The sequence below is a fragment of the Streptomyces sp. NPDC036815 genome (assembly GCF_055609205.1).
On record NZ_JBVJPW010000010.1, the window covers coordinates 250,212 to 267,320 of the forward strand.

A 17,109-nucleotide genomic window follows, 5' to 3' on the forward strand; every position below is an offset into this window, starting at 1 on the left:
CTTCCCTTATCGCGCGGTGGACGTGTAGGGCAGCAGCGCCATCTCACGGCTGTTCTTCACGGCCGTAGCGACGTCACGCTGGTGCTGCGTGCAGTTGCCGGTCACGCGGCGGGCACGGATCTTGCCGCGGTCGGAAATGAACTTCCGCAGCATGTTCGTGTCCTTGTAGTCCACGTACGTGACCTTGTCCTTGCAGAAAGCGCAGACCTTCTTCTTCGGCTTGCGCACAGGCGGCTTCGCCATGGTGTATCTCCTGTGTGATCAAGAAGTGGGGTTACGGCCCACCCTCGGCCCGAGGGCCTGAAAGCCCTGAGGCTTAGAAGGGGGGCTCGTCCGAGTAGCCGCCACCGGAGCCGCCGGAGCTTCCGCCCCAGCCGCCACCGCCGCCGCCCTGCTGCTGGCCGCCGCCGGCCGGAGCACCGGTCGCCCAGGGGTCGTCGGCGGGAGCACCGCCGCCGCCCTGCGGCTGGCCGCCGCCGGGGTTTCCACCCCAGCTGCCGCCACCCTGCTGACCGCCGCCACCGCCGCCGCCGTAACCGCCCTGGCCACCTCGGCCGGTGGTCTTGGTGACCTTGGCCGTGGCGTTCTTCAGGCTGGCGCCGACTTCCTCGACGTCCAGCTCGTAGACCGTGCGCTTGATGCCCTCACGGTCCTCGTAGGACCGCTGCTTCAGCCGGCCCTGCACGACGACGCGCATGCCTCGCTGAAGCGACTCCGCGACGTTCTCCGCCGCCTGCCGCCAGACCGAGCAGGTCAGAAAGAGGCTTTCGCCGTCCTTCCACTCGTTCGTCTGGCGGTCGAAGGTGCGGGGGGTGGACGCGACACGGAACTTCGCGACCGCCGCACCGGAGGGGGTGAAGCGCAGCTCGGGGTCGTCGACAAGATTGCCGACGACCGTGATGACGGTCTCGCCTGCCATGGGGGAACCTCTCGGCGGGTTTGCTGCTGGCTGCTTGTTGCTGCTACTCGATTCCCGGGTGCTACTGAGCTAGGAAGCTCAGTGCATCTCGGGACGGAGGACCTTGGTCCGGAGGACCGACTCGTTCAGGTTCATCTGTCGGTCGAGCTCCTTGACGACCGCAGGCTCGGCCTGCAGGTCGATGACCGAGTAGATGCCCTCGGGCTTCTTCTTGATCTCGTAGGACAGACGACGACGGCCCCAGGTGTCGACCTTCTCGACCTTTCCGTTGCCCTCACGGACGACGGAGAGGAAGTTCTCGATCAGCGGGGAGACAGCGCGCTCCTCGAGATCGGGGTCGAGGATGACCATCACTTCGTAGTGACGCATGTGGAACCCACCTCCTTTGGACTCAGCGGCCACGGTCGTTCCGTGGCAGGAGGGTCGTGATGCGTACGCAACGGTATCCGCGACCACTGACAATCGGCTCCCGCGAGCGGGGGCTCATGCTGTGGCCAGGGCAGACACCGGTGCAGACGGTACAGAGTACCCGCACCGAGGCTTCCGGTTGAAATCCGGCGCCGGACGGGCAGAATCTGTACACATCGGGTGTCTATGGCGCTACGATGCGCCGCCTTACGCAGGAGGTGCCTCACATGGCACAAGCAATGCGACCGCACACCGCCACTTCCCTCTTCGCCACGGACGGCAAGGCCCATCCGTTCCAGGACACGCTCGTCGGCGTGACGCTGGTGCTGGGGGTGATCGCCTTCGTGACGGCGATGTTCCACAACCTCCATCTGATCAGCTCGTGGGCAGGCCTGATCGGGATCGCCACCGGCGCGTACGGCCAGTTCATCTCGGTGACCACGCGCGAGCGCTTCGGCCTGATCCTGGGGCTCGGCGCCTCGGCGGTCGGCTTCTTCCTCGGCATGGCGCACGGCGGACTCTTCGGCGGAATCGTCGGCTGACGGCCTTCCGGTGCCCCGGTCGCGGGAACGGCCGGGGCACTGAGTTCCGTACGCCCAGACGGGGCGCTCGCAGGGCGCAGTAGGCTTCGGCGCGAGAGCCGGAGCCCCTGAACCCATGGGGACACACCAGCCCGAGGAGCGCCCCGAATGAGTCTGACCCTGAGGACCATCAGTCGCGAGCAGCATCTGGCGTACATCCAGACACTGCCGTCGGCGAGTCATTGCCAGGTCCCGGCATGGGCTGACGTGAAGAGCGAATGGCGCTCGGAGAACCTGGGCTGGTCCGACGACAGGACCGGTCAGCTGGTCGGCGTCGGTCTGGTCCTCTACCGACAGCTGCCCAAGCTGAAGCGCTATCTCGCGTACCTCCCCGAGGGCCCGGTCATCAACTGGTACGCCCCGAACCTGGACGAGTGGCTGCAGCCGATGCTGGCCCATCTGAAGCAGCAGGGCGCCTTCTCCGTGAAGATGGGTCCGCCGGTCGTGATCCGCCGCTGGGACGCTCCGGCGATCAAGGCAGGCATCCAGAACCCGGACGTGAAGCGCCTGCGGGACACCGAGGCCACGCACATCGAGCCGCGTGCCTTCGAGGTCTCGGACCGGCTGCGGCGGATGGGCTGGCAGCAGGGCGAGGACGGCGGCGCCGGCTTCGGTGACGTGCAGCCCCGCTTCGTCTTCCAGGTGCCGCTGGCCAACCGCTCCCTGGACGAGGTCCAGAAGGGCTTCAACCAGCTGTGGCGGCGCAACATCAAGAAGGCCGAGAAGGCCGGCGTCGAGGTTGTCCAGGGCGGCTACCAGGACCTCGCCGAGTGGCAGCGGCTCTACGAGATCACCGCCGTGCGCGACAAGTTCCGCCCGCGGCCCCTCGGCTACTTCGAGCAGATGTGGCGGGCCCTCAACTCCGAGGACCCCAACCGCATGCGGCTGTACTTCGCGCGGCACAACGGCGTGAACCTGTCGGCCGCGACGATGCTCGTCGTCGGCGGACACGTCTGGTACTCCTACGGGGCCTCGGACAACATCGGGCGTGAGGTCCGGCCCTCGAACGCGATGCAGTGGCGGATGCTGCGCGACGCATACGCCATGGGGGCCACGGTCTACGACCTGCGCGGCATCTCCGATTCGCTGGACGAGACCGATCACCTCTTCGGCCTGATCCAGTTCAAGGTCGGCACCGGTGGCGAGGCCGCGGAGTACATCGGCGAGTGGGACTTCCCGCTCAACAAGCTGCTGCACAAGGCGCTGGACATCTACATGTCGCGCCGCTGATCCCGCACGATTTCCGCCACAACTCCGATACACCGCAGACACGAGAAAGGTTCCGGGATCCAGCCATGGCGCTCACGCTCTATGTCGACACCGCGCGCTGGCGGGCACACCAGAAGCACCTGCTGGAGCAGTTCCCGGGCATCGTCCCGGTCTGCAAGGGCAACGGCTACGGCTTCGGTCATGAGCGCCTCGCCGAGGAAGCCACGCGCTTCGGCTCAGACGTCCTCGCCGTGGGCACCACCTACGAAGCCGCCCGGATCAAGGACTGGTTCAGCGGCGACCTGCTGGTCCTGACCCCGTTCCGGCGGGGCGAGGAGCCGGTGCCGCTGCCCGACCGCGTCATCCGCTCCGTATCGTCGCTCGACGGCGTGTACGGCCTCGTGGGCGCCCGCGTCGTCATCGAGGTCATGTCCTCGATGAAGCGCCACGGCATCAGCGAGCAGGAGCTTCCGCAGCTGCACGCGGCGATCGAGGACGTACGTCTCGAAGGTTTCGCGATCCACCTGCCGCTGGACCGCACCGACGGCTCGGACGCCGTCGAGGAGGTCATCGGCTGGATGGACCGGCTGCGTGCCGCGCGCCTTCCGCTCCACACGATGTTCGTCAGCCACCTGAAGGCCGGTGAACTCGCCCGTCTTCAGCAGCAGTTCCCGCAGACCCGCTTCCGTGCGCGCATCGGCACGCAGCTGTGGCTGGGCGATCACGAGGCCACGGAGTACCGCGGCGCCGTCCTGGACGTCACCGCCGTCGCCAAGGGCGACCGCTTCGGCTACCGCCAGCAGAAGGCCGCCTCCGACGGCTGGCTCGTCGTGGTCGCGGGCGGCACCTCGCACGGTGTCGGCCTGGAGGCTCCCAAGGCGCTGCACGGCATGATGCCGCGGGCCAAGGGTGTGGCGCGTGCGGGCCTGGCGACCGTCAACCGCAACCTTTCGCCGTTCGTCTGGGCAGGCAAGCAGCGCTGGTTCGCCGAGCCGCCGCACATGCAGGTCTCGATCCTCTTCGTGCCCTCCGACGCCCCGGAGCCGAAGGTCGGCGAGGAGTTGGTGGCCCATCTGCGGCACACCACGACGCAGTTCGACCGGATCGTCGACCGCTAGAAGGCAACGCAAAAGAGCCGGTACGACTCGTCGTCGTACCGGCCCTTCCGCTTGTTCTCCTCCGGATGTTCGCCCTGAGCGAACACTCCGGAGGGCCTCAGCGCGGCAGGTCGGTGGCCGAACCCCACCGCACGACGGGCGCCCCTGTCGAGCGCCTCACCGCCTGCGTCACACGACCCGCGTGCCCGAGGACGAAGACGTCTCTCGCGCCGTCCAGGACACCCCCTGACGGGTCGTCCTCCCCGCCCTGCCGCACCACGTCCCGCTCCGGCATCAGGATGTCGCGCACGACCACGGCACACAGATACATGGTGCCCAACAGGTGCACGACGATGGCCAGTTGATAGCCCTCGGTCGGCAGGCCCTTATGGGCGTCCCCACTCGTCGTGTACGCCAGGTACATCCAGATCCCGAGGAAGTACGCGATCTCCCCCGCCTGCCAGATCAGGAAGTCACGCCAGCGCGGGCGGGCGAGCGCGGCGAGCGGAATCAGCCACAGGACGTACTGCGGCGAGTAGACCTTGTTGGTGAGGACGAAGGCGGCGACCACCAGGAAGGCGAGCTGCGCGAGGCGCGGGCGGCGCGGCGCGGTGAGCCCGAGCGCGCCGATGCCCAGGCAGGCCAGGAGCATCAGCGCCGTCGCCAGGGCGTTGACGGTGTCCGTGGTCAGCGGGGAATCCATGCGCTGGGAGAGGATCAGCCAGAAGGACCCGAAGTCGACGCCGCGCTCCTGGCTGAATGTGTAGAACTTCGACCAGCCGTCACCGGCGAGCAGTATCACCGGAAGGTTCACGACCAGCCAGGTGCCCACCGTGCCGAGCAGGGCCGTGCCGAATTCCCGCCATCGCCCGGCCCGCCAGCACAGGACCAACAGGGGCCCGAGCAGCAGTACGGGGTAGAGCTTGGCAGCAGTCGCGAGCCCGAGCAGCACACCGAAGGCGAGGACACGCGCGCGTGCCCACATCAGCATCGCGGCGGCCGTGAGAGCCACCGCGAGCAGGTCCCAGTTGATGGTGGCCGTCAGCGCGAGGGCCGGCGCCAGCGCGACGAGCAGCGCGTCCCAGGGGCGGCGCCGGTGGGTGCGCGCGACACAGATGGCGAGGACCGCGGTGCAGGCCATCAGTATCCCGGCGTTGACCATCCAGTAGATCTTCTCCTGGTGCTGGATGGATCCGCTGCCGGGAGTCACCCAGGAGGCCATCTCCATGAACACACCGGTCAGGACCGGGTATTCGAGGTATTCCATGTCGCCGGGCAGCCGGTCGAAGTACGGCACGAGCCCGTCAGCGAAGCCGCGCCCCTGGTAGAGGTGCGGGATGTCGGAGTAGCACGCGTGCGTGTACTGCGAGCTGGCTCCGAAGAACCACGCCCCGTTGTAGCACGGCATCTTCTGGATCATCCCGAGCGCGAACATCCCGAGTGCGACGAGCAGGATGACGCGCACGGGGGTCCACCAGCTCGCCGTGAACAGCACTCTTCGGCCGACGGGGCCCCCGATCAGCTCGCTGCCGGCCCTGGCGACCTCGTCCTCCTCGGTCGGCCGTACGGGCTCCCGCGGGCTCGCGGGCTCGTACGCGTTCGTACGGGCCATCTCCGCGCCGGGGTCTGCACTGTGGGGGTCTGCGCTGGGCATGCCCGCCATCCTGCCGTACGTAGCTGGGAACGCGGAGAGGACCGCCGCACCCATCGGTGCGACGGCCCTCGTTTCACGTGAAACATCCGTGGGGGAGTCCCGGCGGCCTGCCGGGGAGCGCCCACAGAACCGGCTCAGCCTCCCGCGCCGCGAATGAAGCCTCCGCCTCCGCCGTCTTCGTTGCCCTCGTTGGCTCCGCCACCGGCCGGATCCTCTGTCGCCGGTGGTGACTCGCCCCCTGGGCCGCCGTCGACGCCGCCCTGGCCTCCTCCGTTCCCCTGACCGCCGTTGTGGTTGCAGTCCCAGTCGAACGGGTCACAGGACTCGCCGGGGTCGGGCGACTTTGTCGGAGGCTTCTTCGTGGTCTCGGACGGCGAGGGCGTGGGTGACGTGGTCTTCTCCGGCTCCTCGGTCTTCGTCGGGGCCGTCGTCGGGGGCGGGGTCTCACCGACGAGCTCGCCGATCGGACCAGGCACGGGGAAGGGGATGGCTCGCGCGTTCTTGAGCGCCTGCTCCATGTAGTCCTGCCAGATCTTCGCCGGGAACGAAGCGCCGTGGATCTTCTCCTCGCCGCCCGTGCCGAACATCTCCAGGAACTCGCGCTTCTTGTTGGTCTCGTCGTCGTCGAGCCGGTACATGCTCACCGCCGTCGACAGCTGCGGGGTGTAGCCCACGAACCAGGCGGACTTGTTGCCGTCGGTCGTACCGGTCTTGCCGGCGACCTGGCGTCCCGCGAGCTTGGCCGAGGTGCCGGTGCCCCGCTCCACGACCGTCCGCAGCACGTCCGTGACGTTGTTGGCGACGTCCTCGTCGAAGGCCTGCTTGGTCTCCGTCTTGTGCTGGTAGACCGTGTCGCCCTCGTGCGTCACCTCCGTGACGGAGTACGGATCGTTCTGCTTGCCGCTGGCCGCGAAGGTGGAGTACGCGCCGGCCATCCGGATCGCACTCGGTGACGAGGTACCGAGCGAGAACGACGGGTAGTTGGCGCTGGCCATGGACCCGTCGTCCTTGAGACCGGCGGCCATGGCCGACTCCTTCACCTTGTCCAGACCGACATCCATGCCGAGCTGCACGTAGGCGGAGTTGACCGACTCCCGCATCGCCTCGCGGAGGTCGATCTGGAAGCTAGGAGGGTTGTACGACCGGCCACCGTCGTTCTTCTGGTTCCACTGCTTGCCCTCGCGGTCCGTCCAGACTTGGCCGTTGTACTTCTGGATCTTGAGCTCGTTCTTGCCGCTGTACAAGCTCTTCGGGTTGACGATGGTGCGCTCGGAGTTCGACTGCACCTCACCGAGATCCGGGTTCCGCACGCCGTACTTGAAGGCCGCGGCCAGCACGAACGGCTTGTACGTCGAACCGACCTGGGCACCGGTCTGGTCGGCGTTGTTGGTGAAGTGCTTCGTCGCGTCCACACCGCCGTAGATGGCCTGGATCGCACCGTCCTTCGGACGGACGGAGGCGCCGCCGAACTGGACGTGTGTGTCCTTCTCGGGCCGGACCTTCGGGTTGATCCGCTTCTTGCGGACCTTGTTCACCGACTTCTCGAGCTCCTTGACCTTCGTCCTGTCGAAGGTCGTGTGGATCTCGTAGCCGCCCCGCTGGAGCTGCTCGGCGGTGATGCTGGTGTTCCTGATGACGTACGCCTTGGCCAGGTCCACCAGGTAGCCGGTCTGGCCGCGCAGGTCAATGTTCGACCGGGGGTTCTGCAGCTTGGGGAACTTCCTGTACTTGTCCCGCTCCGCGGCGGTCAGACGGCCGTCCTTGACCTCCTCGTCGAGGATCCACGACCAGCGCTTCTTGGCACGCGCGGTGTTGTCGGTCTTGTTCGCCGCGGGGTCGATCTCCGGGGCTCCTGCGGGGTCGTAGTACGTGGCGCCCTTGAGCACGGTCGCCAGGAGAGCGCACTGGCTCGGGTCCAGTTCCTTGGCCTCGATGTTGAAGTACGCCCGCGCGGCCGCCTGGATGCCGTAGGCCCCACGCCCGTAATAGGCGGTGTTGAGGTACCCCGCCATGATCTCTTCCTTGGGGACCGTCCGGCCGACCTTTATGGAGATGAAGAGCTCTTTGAACTTACGCGAGAAGGTCTGCGACTGGTCGCCCAGACGCGCGTTCTTCACGTACTGCTGGGTGATCGTGGAGCCACCCTGGGTCTGCCCGCCCTTGGCCATGTTGACCAGGGCACGGGTGATGCCCATCGGGTCGACGCCCTTGTCCTTCTCGAAGGTCTTGTTCTCCGCCGACATGACGGCGAAGCGCATCTCCTCGGGGATGTCGTCGTAGTCGATGATCTGACGGTTGCGCTCACCACCGGTCGCGACCATCTGCTTGCCGTCGGCCCAGTAGTAGACGTTGTTCTGGGCCTTGGCCGCCTTGTCGACCTCCGGCACCTCCACCAGGGCGTACGAGATGCCGGCGACCGCCATCAGGCTGCCGAGGAACCCGAGGAACAGGCCGCTGACCAGGCGCCACGAAGGAACCCAGCGCCGCGCACCGGTCTTGTTCGCGCGCGGGTAGTCGATGAACCGCTTCTTGCGCGGCGGCTCCGCGCCGCGGCCTCTGCCCCGGCCGGCCCCGCCCGGGCCTCCTGAGCCGCCACCACCGCGTCGGCCGCCACCGCCGCCCGAGCGCCCACCGCCGTCGGGTGCCCGGCGTCGCCCACCGCTCGCACCGACCGAGCCACTGCGCTGTGCGGCACGCCGGGCCTCGGCCCTGCCGCCGTAAGTTCGGCCTCCGTCGTCCGGAGCGCCCGGTGCGGGCGTCCCGTAGGAGGAAGAGGGCGACCCGGTGTCGCCTCGCGGTGCCGCACGGCGGCCCGAAGGCGGCGCTTGGGCGCCACGCCTGGCCGCGGCGCGTCCGCCGCCCTGCGGCTGCGGCGGTTTGCGACGGTGCTCGCTCATCGAACGATTACTCCTCGGGCAGGCGCAGCTGTCCACGCCTGGAAACGGCGGCTGGTTTCCGGTCCCCCCGAAGTGCGGTCGCGCCCGGTCCGGAACGCACCCGCACTGCACCGGGGACCACGACGCTCCCCGGCGTCACTTGGTTCCCGGCGGCATACATGGCGCACAGACTACGCACCGTCAAAACCCTCGTAGAGCCGAAGTTCACCCCAAATCAGGCAAGTTACTTCCTACGAATCGGTGATGTGACGCCGTTCACCGTGCCCCCTCTTGTATCAACCGGATCGCCGTTCTATCGTCTCGATGTATCGAGTCGATACATCAGCTCGGCATAAAGGCCGTACTGAGGGACCGTGGCAGACGGGAGGCGAAGATGAGCAGGCGCTCCGGCATCCTGGAATTCGCCGTGCTCGGTCTGCTCAGGGAGTCCCCGATGCACGGCTACGAGCTGCGTAAACGACTCAATACGTCACTGGGAGTGTTCCGCGCCTTCAGCTACGGGACGCTCTACCCCTGCCTCAAGACGCTGGTCGCCAACGGCTGGTTGATCGAGGAGTCGGGCGGCACCCCTGAAGACGCCCTCGCAGCTCCACTCGCAGGACGTCGCGCCAAGATCGTCTATCGGTTGACGGCGGAAGGTAAGGAGCACTTCGAGGATCTGCTGTCGCAGACCGGCCCCGACGCATACGAGGACGAGCACTTCGCCGCCCGCTTCGCCTTCTTCGGGCAGACCTCGCGGGACGTACGGATGCGGGTGCTCGAGGGCCGCCGCAGCCGCCTCGAAGAGCGTCTGGAGAAGATGCGCGCCTCCCTGGCCCGTACCCGGGAGCGCCTGGACGACTACACGCTCGAGCTTCAGCGGCACGGCATGGAGTCCGTGGAGCGCGAAGTGCGCTGGCTGAACGAGCTCATCGAGAGCGAGCGAGCGGGGCGGGACCAGCAACGGTCCGCCCCCGACAGCTCCGCTCAGCAGAACAGCACATCTGGGGAGTCGGCGGGCCTGCCCCGGCGGCGGGAGACCAACCCGCCGCCGGATCCGTCCGACGACCCCGCCAAGTGAGACCCAGCGTTCCGCAGGGTTTCATCCGGAATACCGAGATCACACAGGGAGCAACCGGAATGGGTTCGGTTCGCGTAGCCATCGTCGGCGTGGGCAACTGCGCCGCCTCGCTGGTCCAGGGCGTCGAGTACTACAAGGACGCAGACCCGGACGCCAAGGTCCCGGGCCTGATGCACGTCCAGTTCGGCGACTACCACGTCGGTGACGTCGAGTTCGTCGCCGCCTTCGACGTCGACGCGAAGAAGGTCGGCCTCGACCTCTCGGACGCCATCGGCGCCAGCGAGAACAACACCATCAAGATCTGCGACGTGCCGAACAAGGGCGTCACCGTCCAGCGCGGCCACACCTACGACGGCCTGGGCAAGTACTACCGCCAGACCATCGAGGAGTCCGCCGAGGCCCCGGTCGACATCGTCCAGATCCTCAAGGACCGCAAGGTCGACGTCCTCGTCTGCTACCTGCCCGTGGGCTCCGAGGACGCCGCGAAGTTCTACGCGCAGTGCGCCATCGACGCCAAGGTCGCGTTCGTCAACGCCCTCCCGGTCTTCATCGCCGGCACCAAGGAGTGGGCGGACAAGTTCACCGAGGCCGGTGTCCCGATCGTCGGCGACGACATCAAGTCGCAGGTCGGCGCCACCATCACGCACCGCGTGATGGCGAAGCTGTTCGAGGACCGCGGTGTCCGCCTCGAGCGCACGATGCAGCTCAACGTCGGCGGCAACATGGACTTCAAGAACATGCTCGAGCGCGACCGCCTCGAGTCCAAGAAGATCTCGAAGACGCAGGCCGTCACCTCGCAGATCCCGGACCGTGAGCTGGGCGAGAAGAACGTCCACATCGGCCCGTCGGACTACGTCGCGTGGCTCGACGACCGCAAGTGGGCGTACGTGCGCCTCGAGGGCCGTGCCTTCGGCGACGTCCCGCTGAACCTGGAGTACAAGCTCGAGGTCTGGGACTCCCCGAACTCGGCCGGTGTCATCATCGACGCCCTGCGCGCCGCGAAGATCGCCAAGGACCGCGGCATCGGCGGCCCGATCCTCTCCGCGTCGAGCTACTTCATGAAGTCGCCGCCGGTGCAGTACTTCGACGACGAGGCCTACGCGAACGTCGAGAAGTTCATCAAGGGCGAGGTCGAGCGCTAAACAGCCCTCTCCTCGTCGCTTGTCGAGGGTCCCCGGGCATTCCGCCCGGGGGCCCTCCTCGTATGTGAGGCTGTGTCCCATGGCTGTCGTCGGTGACCTGCGGATACTGCTGCGGCTGCGGGACTTCCGGCGGCTGCTCGCCGTACGGCTGCTCTCGCAGGGCGCGGACGGCGTCTACCAGGTCGCGCTCGCCACGTACGTCGTCTTCTCCCCGGAGAAACAGACGTCTCCGGCGGCCATCGCCTCCGCCATGGCGGTCCTGCTCCTGCCGTACTCGCTGATCGGCCCCTTCGCGGGGGTTCTGCTCGACCGCTGGCAGCGCCGCCAGGTCTTCCTGTACGGCAACCTCCTGCGGGCCGCCCTGGCCGCGCTGACGGCCGTCCTGATGCTCAGCGGCGTCCCCGACTGGCTCTTCTACATCTCCGCCCTCTGTGTCACCGCCGTCAACCGCTTCGTCCTGGCCGGACTCTCGGCCGCGCTGCCACGCGTCGTCGACGCCGAACGCCTGGTCATCGCCAACTCCCTCTCGCCGACCGCGGGGACGCTCGCCGCGACCGTCGGCGGCGGACTCGCGTTCGTCGTCCGTCTGGTGGCGTCGGACTCGGACGCGGCGGTGGTCCTCCTCGGCTCCGGCCTGTACCTCTGCGCCGCGCTCGCCTCGCTCCGCATGGCCCGTGAACTGCTCGGCCCGGACCCGGACCTGGTGCCGCCACGGCTCGCTGCCGCGCTGGCCGGAACGGCACACGGGCTGAAGGCAGGGGTGCGCCACCTGACCCAACGACCCGCGGCCGCCCGCGCGCTGGCCGCGATGACGATGATGCGGTTCTGCTACGGCGCGCTGACGGTCATGGTCCTGATGCTGTGCCGGTACGCCTGGTCGTCGACGGAGCCCGACGGGCTCGCGCTGCTCGGCCTGGCCGTAGGGGTCTCCGGGGCGGGGTTCTTCGTGGCGGCTCTGGTGACGCCTGCGGCGGTGGGGCGGCTGGGGGCGGGCGGCTGGATCGTCGCCTGCGCGGCGACGGCGGCGGTTCTCGAACCCGGGCTCGGCCTCTCCTTCGAGTCCGCCCCGCTCCTCGTCGCGGCCTTCGTCCTGGGCCTGACGACCCAGGGCGCGAAGATCGCCACGGACACGGTGGTGCAGTCCGCGGTGGACGACGGCTTCCGCGGGCGGATCTTCAGCGTCTACGACGTGCTCTTCAACGTCGCCTTCGTCGGCGCCGCGGCAGTGGCCGCCCTGATGCTGCCGCCTGACGGCCGATCGGTTCCGCTGGTCGTTTCGGTGGCTCTGGTCTACGCGGCGGTTGCTGGCGCTATGGCCCGGTTTGACGCGCAGTAAGTGTCACATCAGTGACACAGAGGCTCTCTGGAGTTCAGAGATAGCGCTGCGCACGGATAACTTACGGGCGTCGTATTCGCGCCATCGCGCTTCCGTTCGAGGGGGACCCCCAAAGTGACCACTCCGCCGCCCCAGGGCCAGATGCCGTACCCGCCCCAGGGCCAGAATCCCTATGGCCAGCCCCAGGGCGGCGCTCCGTACGGCCAGCAGGCCTCGACGGCCCCGTACCCGGCGCATCAGGGACAGCCGGGTATGCCGCAGCAGCCGTACCCGCCCTACAACCAGGGTGGTCCGGTGCCCCCGCCGGCCGCCCCGCGTGGGCGTGGCAAGAAACTGCTCCTGCGGATCGGTGGCTTCATCCTGGTGGCGATCCTCATAGCCGTCGGCAAGACGATGCTCAACAAGAGCGACGCGGAGTCCACCTCGGTCGGCAGCTGCATGCACAACGAAGGCACGCAGTTCTCGCCGGACCTCAAGGAAGTCGACTGCTCCTCCAGCGAGTCCGAGTTCAAGGTGGTCGAGAAGTTCGACGACACCAGCGACAGTGACAAGTGTGAGGCCGTCAAGACCTCCGAGGTCGCCTACTACCAGAGCGGCAAGGGCCACAACGTCGTGCTCTGTCTGAAGAAGACCAAGTAGCAGACCGCCGAGGGGCGCTGTCTCACGGTTTCACGTGAAACAGCGCCCTTCGGCGTTTCCCGGGGTGGGGATGTTTCACGTGAAACATCCCCACCCCGGCTCCGTTCTCGAGCCTCAGCTCTGCGCGGCCCACCACTCCTTGAGTGCCGCCCCCGCCGCCTCCCGCTCCATCGGCCCGTTCTCGAGGCGCAGCTCCAGCAGGAACTTGTACGCCTGGCCGATCACCGGACCCGGGCCCACGCCCAGGATCTCCATGATGGCGTTGCCGTCGAGGTCGGGGCGGATCGAGTCCAGCTCCTCCTGCTCCTGGAGGCGGGCGATGCGCTCCTCCAGGCCGTCGTACGCGCGCGACAGGGCATTCGCCTTGCGCTTGTTGCGCGTCGTGCAGTCGGAGCGGGTCAGCTTGTGCAGACGCTCAAGGAGCGGGCCCGCGTCGCGTACGTAGCGCCGTACGGCCGAGTCCGTCCACTCTCCCGTGCCGTAGCCGTGGAAGCGCAGGTGAAGCTCGACCAGGCGCGAGACGTCCTTCACGAGCTCGTTGGAGTACTTGAGCGCCGTCATGCGCTTCTTGACCATCTTGGCGCCGACCACCTCGTGGTGGTGGAAGGAGACCCGGCCGTCGCCCTCGAAGCGCCGTGTCCTCGGCTTGCCGATGTCGTGCAGCAGCGCCGCGAGCCGCAGCGTCAGATCAGGGCCGTCCGTCTCCAGTGCCATCGCTTGCTCGAGGACGATCAGCGAGTGGTCGTACACGTCCTTGTGGCGGTGGTGCTCGTCCCGCTCCAGACGCAGCGCCGGCAGCTCGGGCAGGACCCGCTCGGCCAGCCCCGTCTCCACGAGCAGGGCGAGGCCCTTGCGCGGGTGTGCGGAGAGGATCAGTTTGTTCAATTCGTCCCGCACACGCTCCGCGGAGACGATGTCGATGCGCTCGGCCATCGCCTTCATCGCGGCGACGACCTCGGGAGCCACCTCGAAGTCGAGCTGCGCGGCGAAGCGCGCGGCACGCATCATCCGCAGCGGATCGTCCGAGAAGGACTCCTCGGGCGTGCCGGGGGTGCGCAGCAGGCGCTCCTCGAGATCGTCGAGGCCGCCGTGCGGATCCACGAACTCCTTCTCGGGGAGTGCCACGGCCATCGCGTTGACGGTGAAGTCGCGGCGCACGAGGTCTTCCTCGATGGAGTCGCCGTAGGACACCTCGGGCTTGCGCGAGGTCCTGTCGTACGCCTCCGAGCGGTACGTCGTGACCTCGATCTGGTAGCCCTCCTTCTGGCAGCCGACCGTGCCGAAGGCGATCCCGACCTCCCACACCGCGTCGGCCCACGGGCGGACGATCTTCAGTACGTCCTCGGGGCGGGCGTCGGTGGTGAAGTCCAGGTCATTGCCGAGCCGGCCCAGCAGGGCGTCCCTGACCGAGCCGCCGACCAGGGCGAGGGAGAACCCGGCCTCCTGGAAACGGCGGGCGAGATCGTCCGCGACAGGGGACACACGCAGCAGTTCGCTGACCGCGCGGCGCTGCACCTGGCTCAGTGCGCTGGGATTGTCTTCGTTGGCGTTCGGCACAACAGAAAAGGGTACGTGGCCCGGACGCCCGCGGCCGACCCGATTCCTCCCCGGCCCCACAGGGCTCCCGCCGCCGCTCCGGACAGGTCTTCCGATCACGTGGAGCAGTCCGCGGCACTTCGCCACAGCGCGCATCGTTACCATGCGTGGACGCACAACCGACGACCACTGACGACGAGGGACGGGCGAACGCGTGGCCGAGGCGGCAGACACCCCGGGGACAAGCCCCTCACCTGCCCGCCGGTGGCTGCGGCGCACCGCAGCACTGCTGGTGGGTACCCCCTTGCTGGCCGGCCTCCTGCAGGTCCCGGCAGGTCCTGTGGCACACGCCACAGTGCCCGGCGCCCAGGGCGCCGCCGTGCAGAGCGCGAAGGCCGACGCGACGGGCTCCCGCACCGTCGATGTCTCTGTGGACTCGCTCACCCCCACCGTTCCCGGCGAGGGCGACACCCTCACGGTGTCGGGGACGGTCACCAACAACGGCAAGCAGACGGTGAGCGGTGCCCAGGTCGGCCTGCGTGTCGCACCGGTCGGCTCCCGGAGCTCCATCGACAGCGCCGCCCGGCGCACGGGCTTCCAGCCCGGGTCCGAGGGCACCGAGGTCGGCGGGAAGTACGTCGACAAGTTCAGCAGGCTCGCTCCGGGGGTCCGGCAGGACTTCAGCATCTCCGTGCCGGTCAAGGAACTGCCCCTCGACGTGGACGGCGTCTATCAACTGGGGGTCGCCCTCACCGGCCAGACGAGCGCCCAGCCCTACCCGCAGGTGCTGGGCATCGAGCGCACCTTCCTGCCGTGGCAGCCCGACGCCGCGGGCACGAAGACGAAGACCTCGTATCTCTGGCCGCTCGCCTCCACCAACCACCTCACGGCGAAGACCGGCTCCGACGAACAGCAGACGCCCGTCTTCAAGAACGACGACCTGGCCGACGAGCTGGCCACGGGCGGGCGCCTGGAGCAGCTGCTGTCCCTCGGCAGCGGCCTGGACGTCACCTGGGTCGTCGATCCGGACCTGCTCTCCTCGGTGGATGCGATGACGAAGAGCTACCGCATCGAGAACCCCGACGGGAAGACCACCAGGCCGGGCAGACACCAGGCGGTCGCCAATCAGTGGCTCAACAACCTCCAGGCCGCCGTCAAGGGCAAGAAGGTCGTAGCCCTCCCCTTCGCCGACCCCGACCTCGCGTCCCTCGCGCACACCGGCAAGGCGGTCACCGGCTCGCTCGGCCACCTCAAGGAAGCCACCGACGTGGGCGCCAACGCGGTGAAGACGATCCTCCAGGTGAAGCCGAGCACCGACTTCGCGTGGCCCGCCGAAGGAGCGATCGACCCGTCGATCGTCGACGTCGCCACTTCCGCGGGCGCCCACTCGGTGATCGCCCGCAGCGACAGCATGGGGGAATCGGACGACCTGCAGTACTCGCCGAACGCCGCCCGCCCCATCGGCGGCGGCACGACCGCCGTGGTGGCCGACGCGCGCCTCTCGACGGCCTTCCAGCGCGATATGACCGACGCCGGGAACTCCACGCTCGCCGTCCAGGAGTTCCTCGCCCAGAGCTTGATGGTCAACCTGCAGAACCCCGACAAACAGCGGCACATCGTCGTCGCCCCGCAGCGCATGCCCACGGCCAGCCAGGCCCAGGCCATGCACAAGGCGCTCTCCGCTCTCGCCGACGAGAAGTGGTCGCAGTCCGAGGACCTGACCGCCGCGGCGAAGGCGAAGCCGGACCCGCAGGCCACCACCCGGGTCCCGTCGGCCGGTTCCTATCCGGCGTCGCTGCGCAAGCAGGAGCTGCCGCAGCGGTCCTTCGAGAACATCCAGAACACCCACAACCGGCTCGCCCGCTTCCAGGTGATCCTCACCGAGAAGGACCGCGTGGTCACCCCCTTCGGGAGGGCCATAGACCGTGAGATGTCCACGTCCTGGCGGGGGCGCCCGAAGGAAGCCAGGGCCTACCAGGACAGCGTCTGGGCCTACCTGAACGACCTCACCAGGCAGGTGTCCCTGATCCAGCGGGCCGACGCGAAGCTCTCCGGTCGCAGCGCGACCATCCCCGTGTCGGTGCAGAACAACCTGGTGCAGGGCGTCGAGCACCTGGTCCTGCGGCTTTCCTCGAAGAACCCCACCCGTCTGAAGATCGGCGACGGGCAGTTCGAGGAGAAGCCGATCAAGATCTCGGGTGGGCACTCCCAGTCCGTGAAGTTCACGACCACGGCCAATGCCAACGGCCCCGTCCCCGTGTACGCCCAGCTGTACACGGAGGACAACGAGCCCTACGGCGAGCCCGTCCGCTTCGACGTCAACGTCACCGAAGTCACCCCCACGGTGATGCTGGTCATCGCCGGCGGGCTGCTGCTCCTCGTACTGGCCGGGTTCCGGATGTACACGCAGCGCAAGCGCGCGGCCCGGAAGCAGGCCCAGGAAGGCCCGGACACGGGGCCGGACGACGGACCGGAGGGCGAATCCGGCACCGAACCCGGCAAGGACGACCCCGAGCAGCCGAGTGACCCGACACCGGACACCGCCCCGGAAAGCACCGACCCGTCGGACACGGGTGAGAGAGTGGACCGTTGAGCGATGTCGTGGCCGGTGGGCCCGGGGACGATGAGGTG

The 17,109-nt window shown here is 68.2% G+C and carries 14 protein-coding genes; 8 read left to right on the forward strand and 6 right to left on the reverse strand.

What is annotated here, in order from left to right:
- Positions 1–6: 6 nt before the first annotated feature.
- The 3 genes from rpsR to rpsF form a co-directional block, all read right to left on the reverse strand.
- The gene (gene rpsR, locus ACZ69I_RS22150; RefSeq protein ID WP_003949403.1) at positions 7–243 is read right to left on the reverse strand and encodes a 30S ribosomal protein S18; all 237 of its coding nucleotides are present in this window, start codon (positions 241–243) and stop codon (positions 7–9) included.
- A 73-nt stretch (positions 244–316) separates the two neighbouring features.
- Positions 317–919, reverse strand: coding sequence for a single-stranded DNA-binding protein (locus ACZ69I_RS22155; RefSeq protein ID WP_470834105.1), 603 nt, complete (start codon positions 917–919; stop codon positions 317–319).
- A gap of 78 nt (positions 920–997) precedes the next feature.
- Positions 998–1,288 (reverse strand): 30S ribosomal protein S6, encoded by a 291-nt coding sequence (gene rpsF, locus ACZ69I_RS22160; RefSeq protein ID WP_016644628.1) that lies wholly within the window; start codon positions 1,286–1,288, stop codon positions 998–1,000.
- A gap of 266 nt (positions 1,289–1,554) precedes the next feature.
- On the opposite strand from rpsF, the gene ACZ69I_RS22165 reads away from it, so the two are divergent.
- The 3 genes from ACZ69I_RS22165 to ACZ69I_RS22175 all read left to right on the forward strand — a co-directional run bounded on the left by ACZ69I_RS22165 (position 1,555) and on the right by ACZ69I_RS22175 (position 4,235).
- Entirely contained in the window at positions 1,555–1,869 is a 315-nt protein-coding gene (locus tag ACZ69I_RS22165; RefSeq protein ID WP_470834107.1) for a hypothetical protein, read from the forward strand.
- Positions 1,870–2,016: 147 nt separating this feature from the next.
- Complete coding sequence (locus ACZ69I_RS22170; protein ID WP_470834109.1) at positions 2,017–3,138, forward strand: lipid II:glycine glycyltransferase FemX; 1,122 nt, start codon at positions 2,017–2,019, stop codon at positions 3,136–3,138.
- 65 nt (positions 3,139–3,203) lie between these two features.
- Complete coding sequence (locus ACZ69I_RS22175) at positions 3,204–4,235, forward strand: alanine racemase (protein WP_467679167.1); 1,032 nt, start codon at positions 3,204–3,206, stop codon at positions 4,233–4,235.
- 97 nt (positions 4,236–4,332) lie between these two features.
- On the opposite strand, the gene ACZ69I_RS22180 is transcribed toward ACZ69I_RS22175, so the two are convergent.
- Entirely contained in the window at positions 4,333–5,826 is a 1,494-nt protein-coding gene (locus ACZ69I_RS22180; protein ID WP_470834167.1) for a glycosyltransferase family 87 protein, read from the reverse strand.
- A gap of 176 nt (positions 5,827–6,002) precedes the next feature.
- Positions 6,003–8,765 (reverse strand): transglycosylase domain-containing protein, encoded by a 2,763-nt coding sequence (locus tag ACZ69I_RS22185; protein WP_470834111.1) that lies wholly within the window; start codon positions 8,763–8,765, stop codon positions 6,003–6,005.
- Between the two features lie 373 nt (positions 8,766–9,138).
- Here ACZ69I_RS22185 and ACZ69I_RS22190 point away from each other — a divergent pair, with 373 nt between their 5' ends.
- From ACZ69I_RS22190 to ACZ69I_RS22205, 4 genes are all read left to right on the forward strand, one after another.
- The gene (locus ACZ69I_RS22190; RefSeq protein ID WP_467679173.1) at positions 9,139–9,825 is read left to right on the forward strand and encodes a PadR family transcriptional regulator; all 687 of its coding nucleotides are present in this window, start codon (positions 9,139–9,141) and stop codon (positions 9,823–9,825) included.
- A 59-nt stretch (positions 9,826–9,884) separates the two neighbouring features.
- Positions 9,885–10,967 (forward strand): inositol-3-phosphate synthase, encoded by a 1,083-nt coding sequence (locus tag ACZ69I_RS22195; protein ID WP_467679175.1) that lies wholly within the window; start codon positions 9,885–9,887, stop codon positions 10,965–10,967.
- Positions 10,968–11,046: 79 nt separating this feature from the next.
- Positions 11,047–12,303, forward strand: a complete 1,257-nt coding sequence (locus ACZ69I_RS22200; protein ID WP_470834114.1) for an MFS transporter — start codon at positions 11,047–11,049, stop codon at positions 12,301–12,303.
- Positions 12,304–12,555: 252 nt separating this feature from the next.
- Positions 12,556–12,942 (forward strand): LppU/SCO3897 family protein, encoded by a 387-nt coding sequence (locus tag ACZ69I_RS22205; RefSeq protein ID WP_467679179.1) that lies wholly within the window; start codon positions 12,556–12,558, stop codon positions 12,940–12,942.
- A 114-nt stretch (positions 12,943–13,056) separates the two neighbouring features.
- On the opposite strand, the gene ACZ69I_RS22210 is transcribed toward ACZ69I_RS22205, so the two are convergent.
- A complete protein-coding gene (locus tag ACZ69I_RS22210) occupies positions 13,057–14,499 on the reverse strand; it encodes a CCA tRNA nucleotidyltransferase (protein ID WP_470834115.1) in 1,443 nt (480 codons plus the stop codon).
- A gap of 193 nt (positions 14,500–14,692) precedes the next feature.
- Here ACZ69I_RS22210 and ACZ69I_RS22215 point away from each other — a divergent pair, with 193 nt between their 5' ends.
- Positions 14,693–17,071, forward strand: coding sequence for a DUF6049 family protein (locus ACZ69I_RS22215; protein WP_470834117.1), 2,379 nt, complete (start codon positions 14,693–14,695; stop codon positions 17,069–17,071).
- The last annotated feature ends 38 nt before the right edge of the window (positions 17,072–17,109 follow it).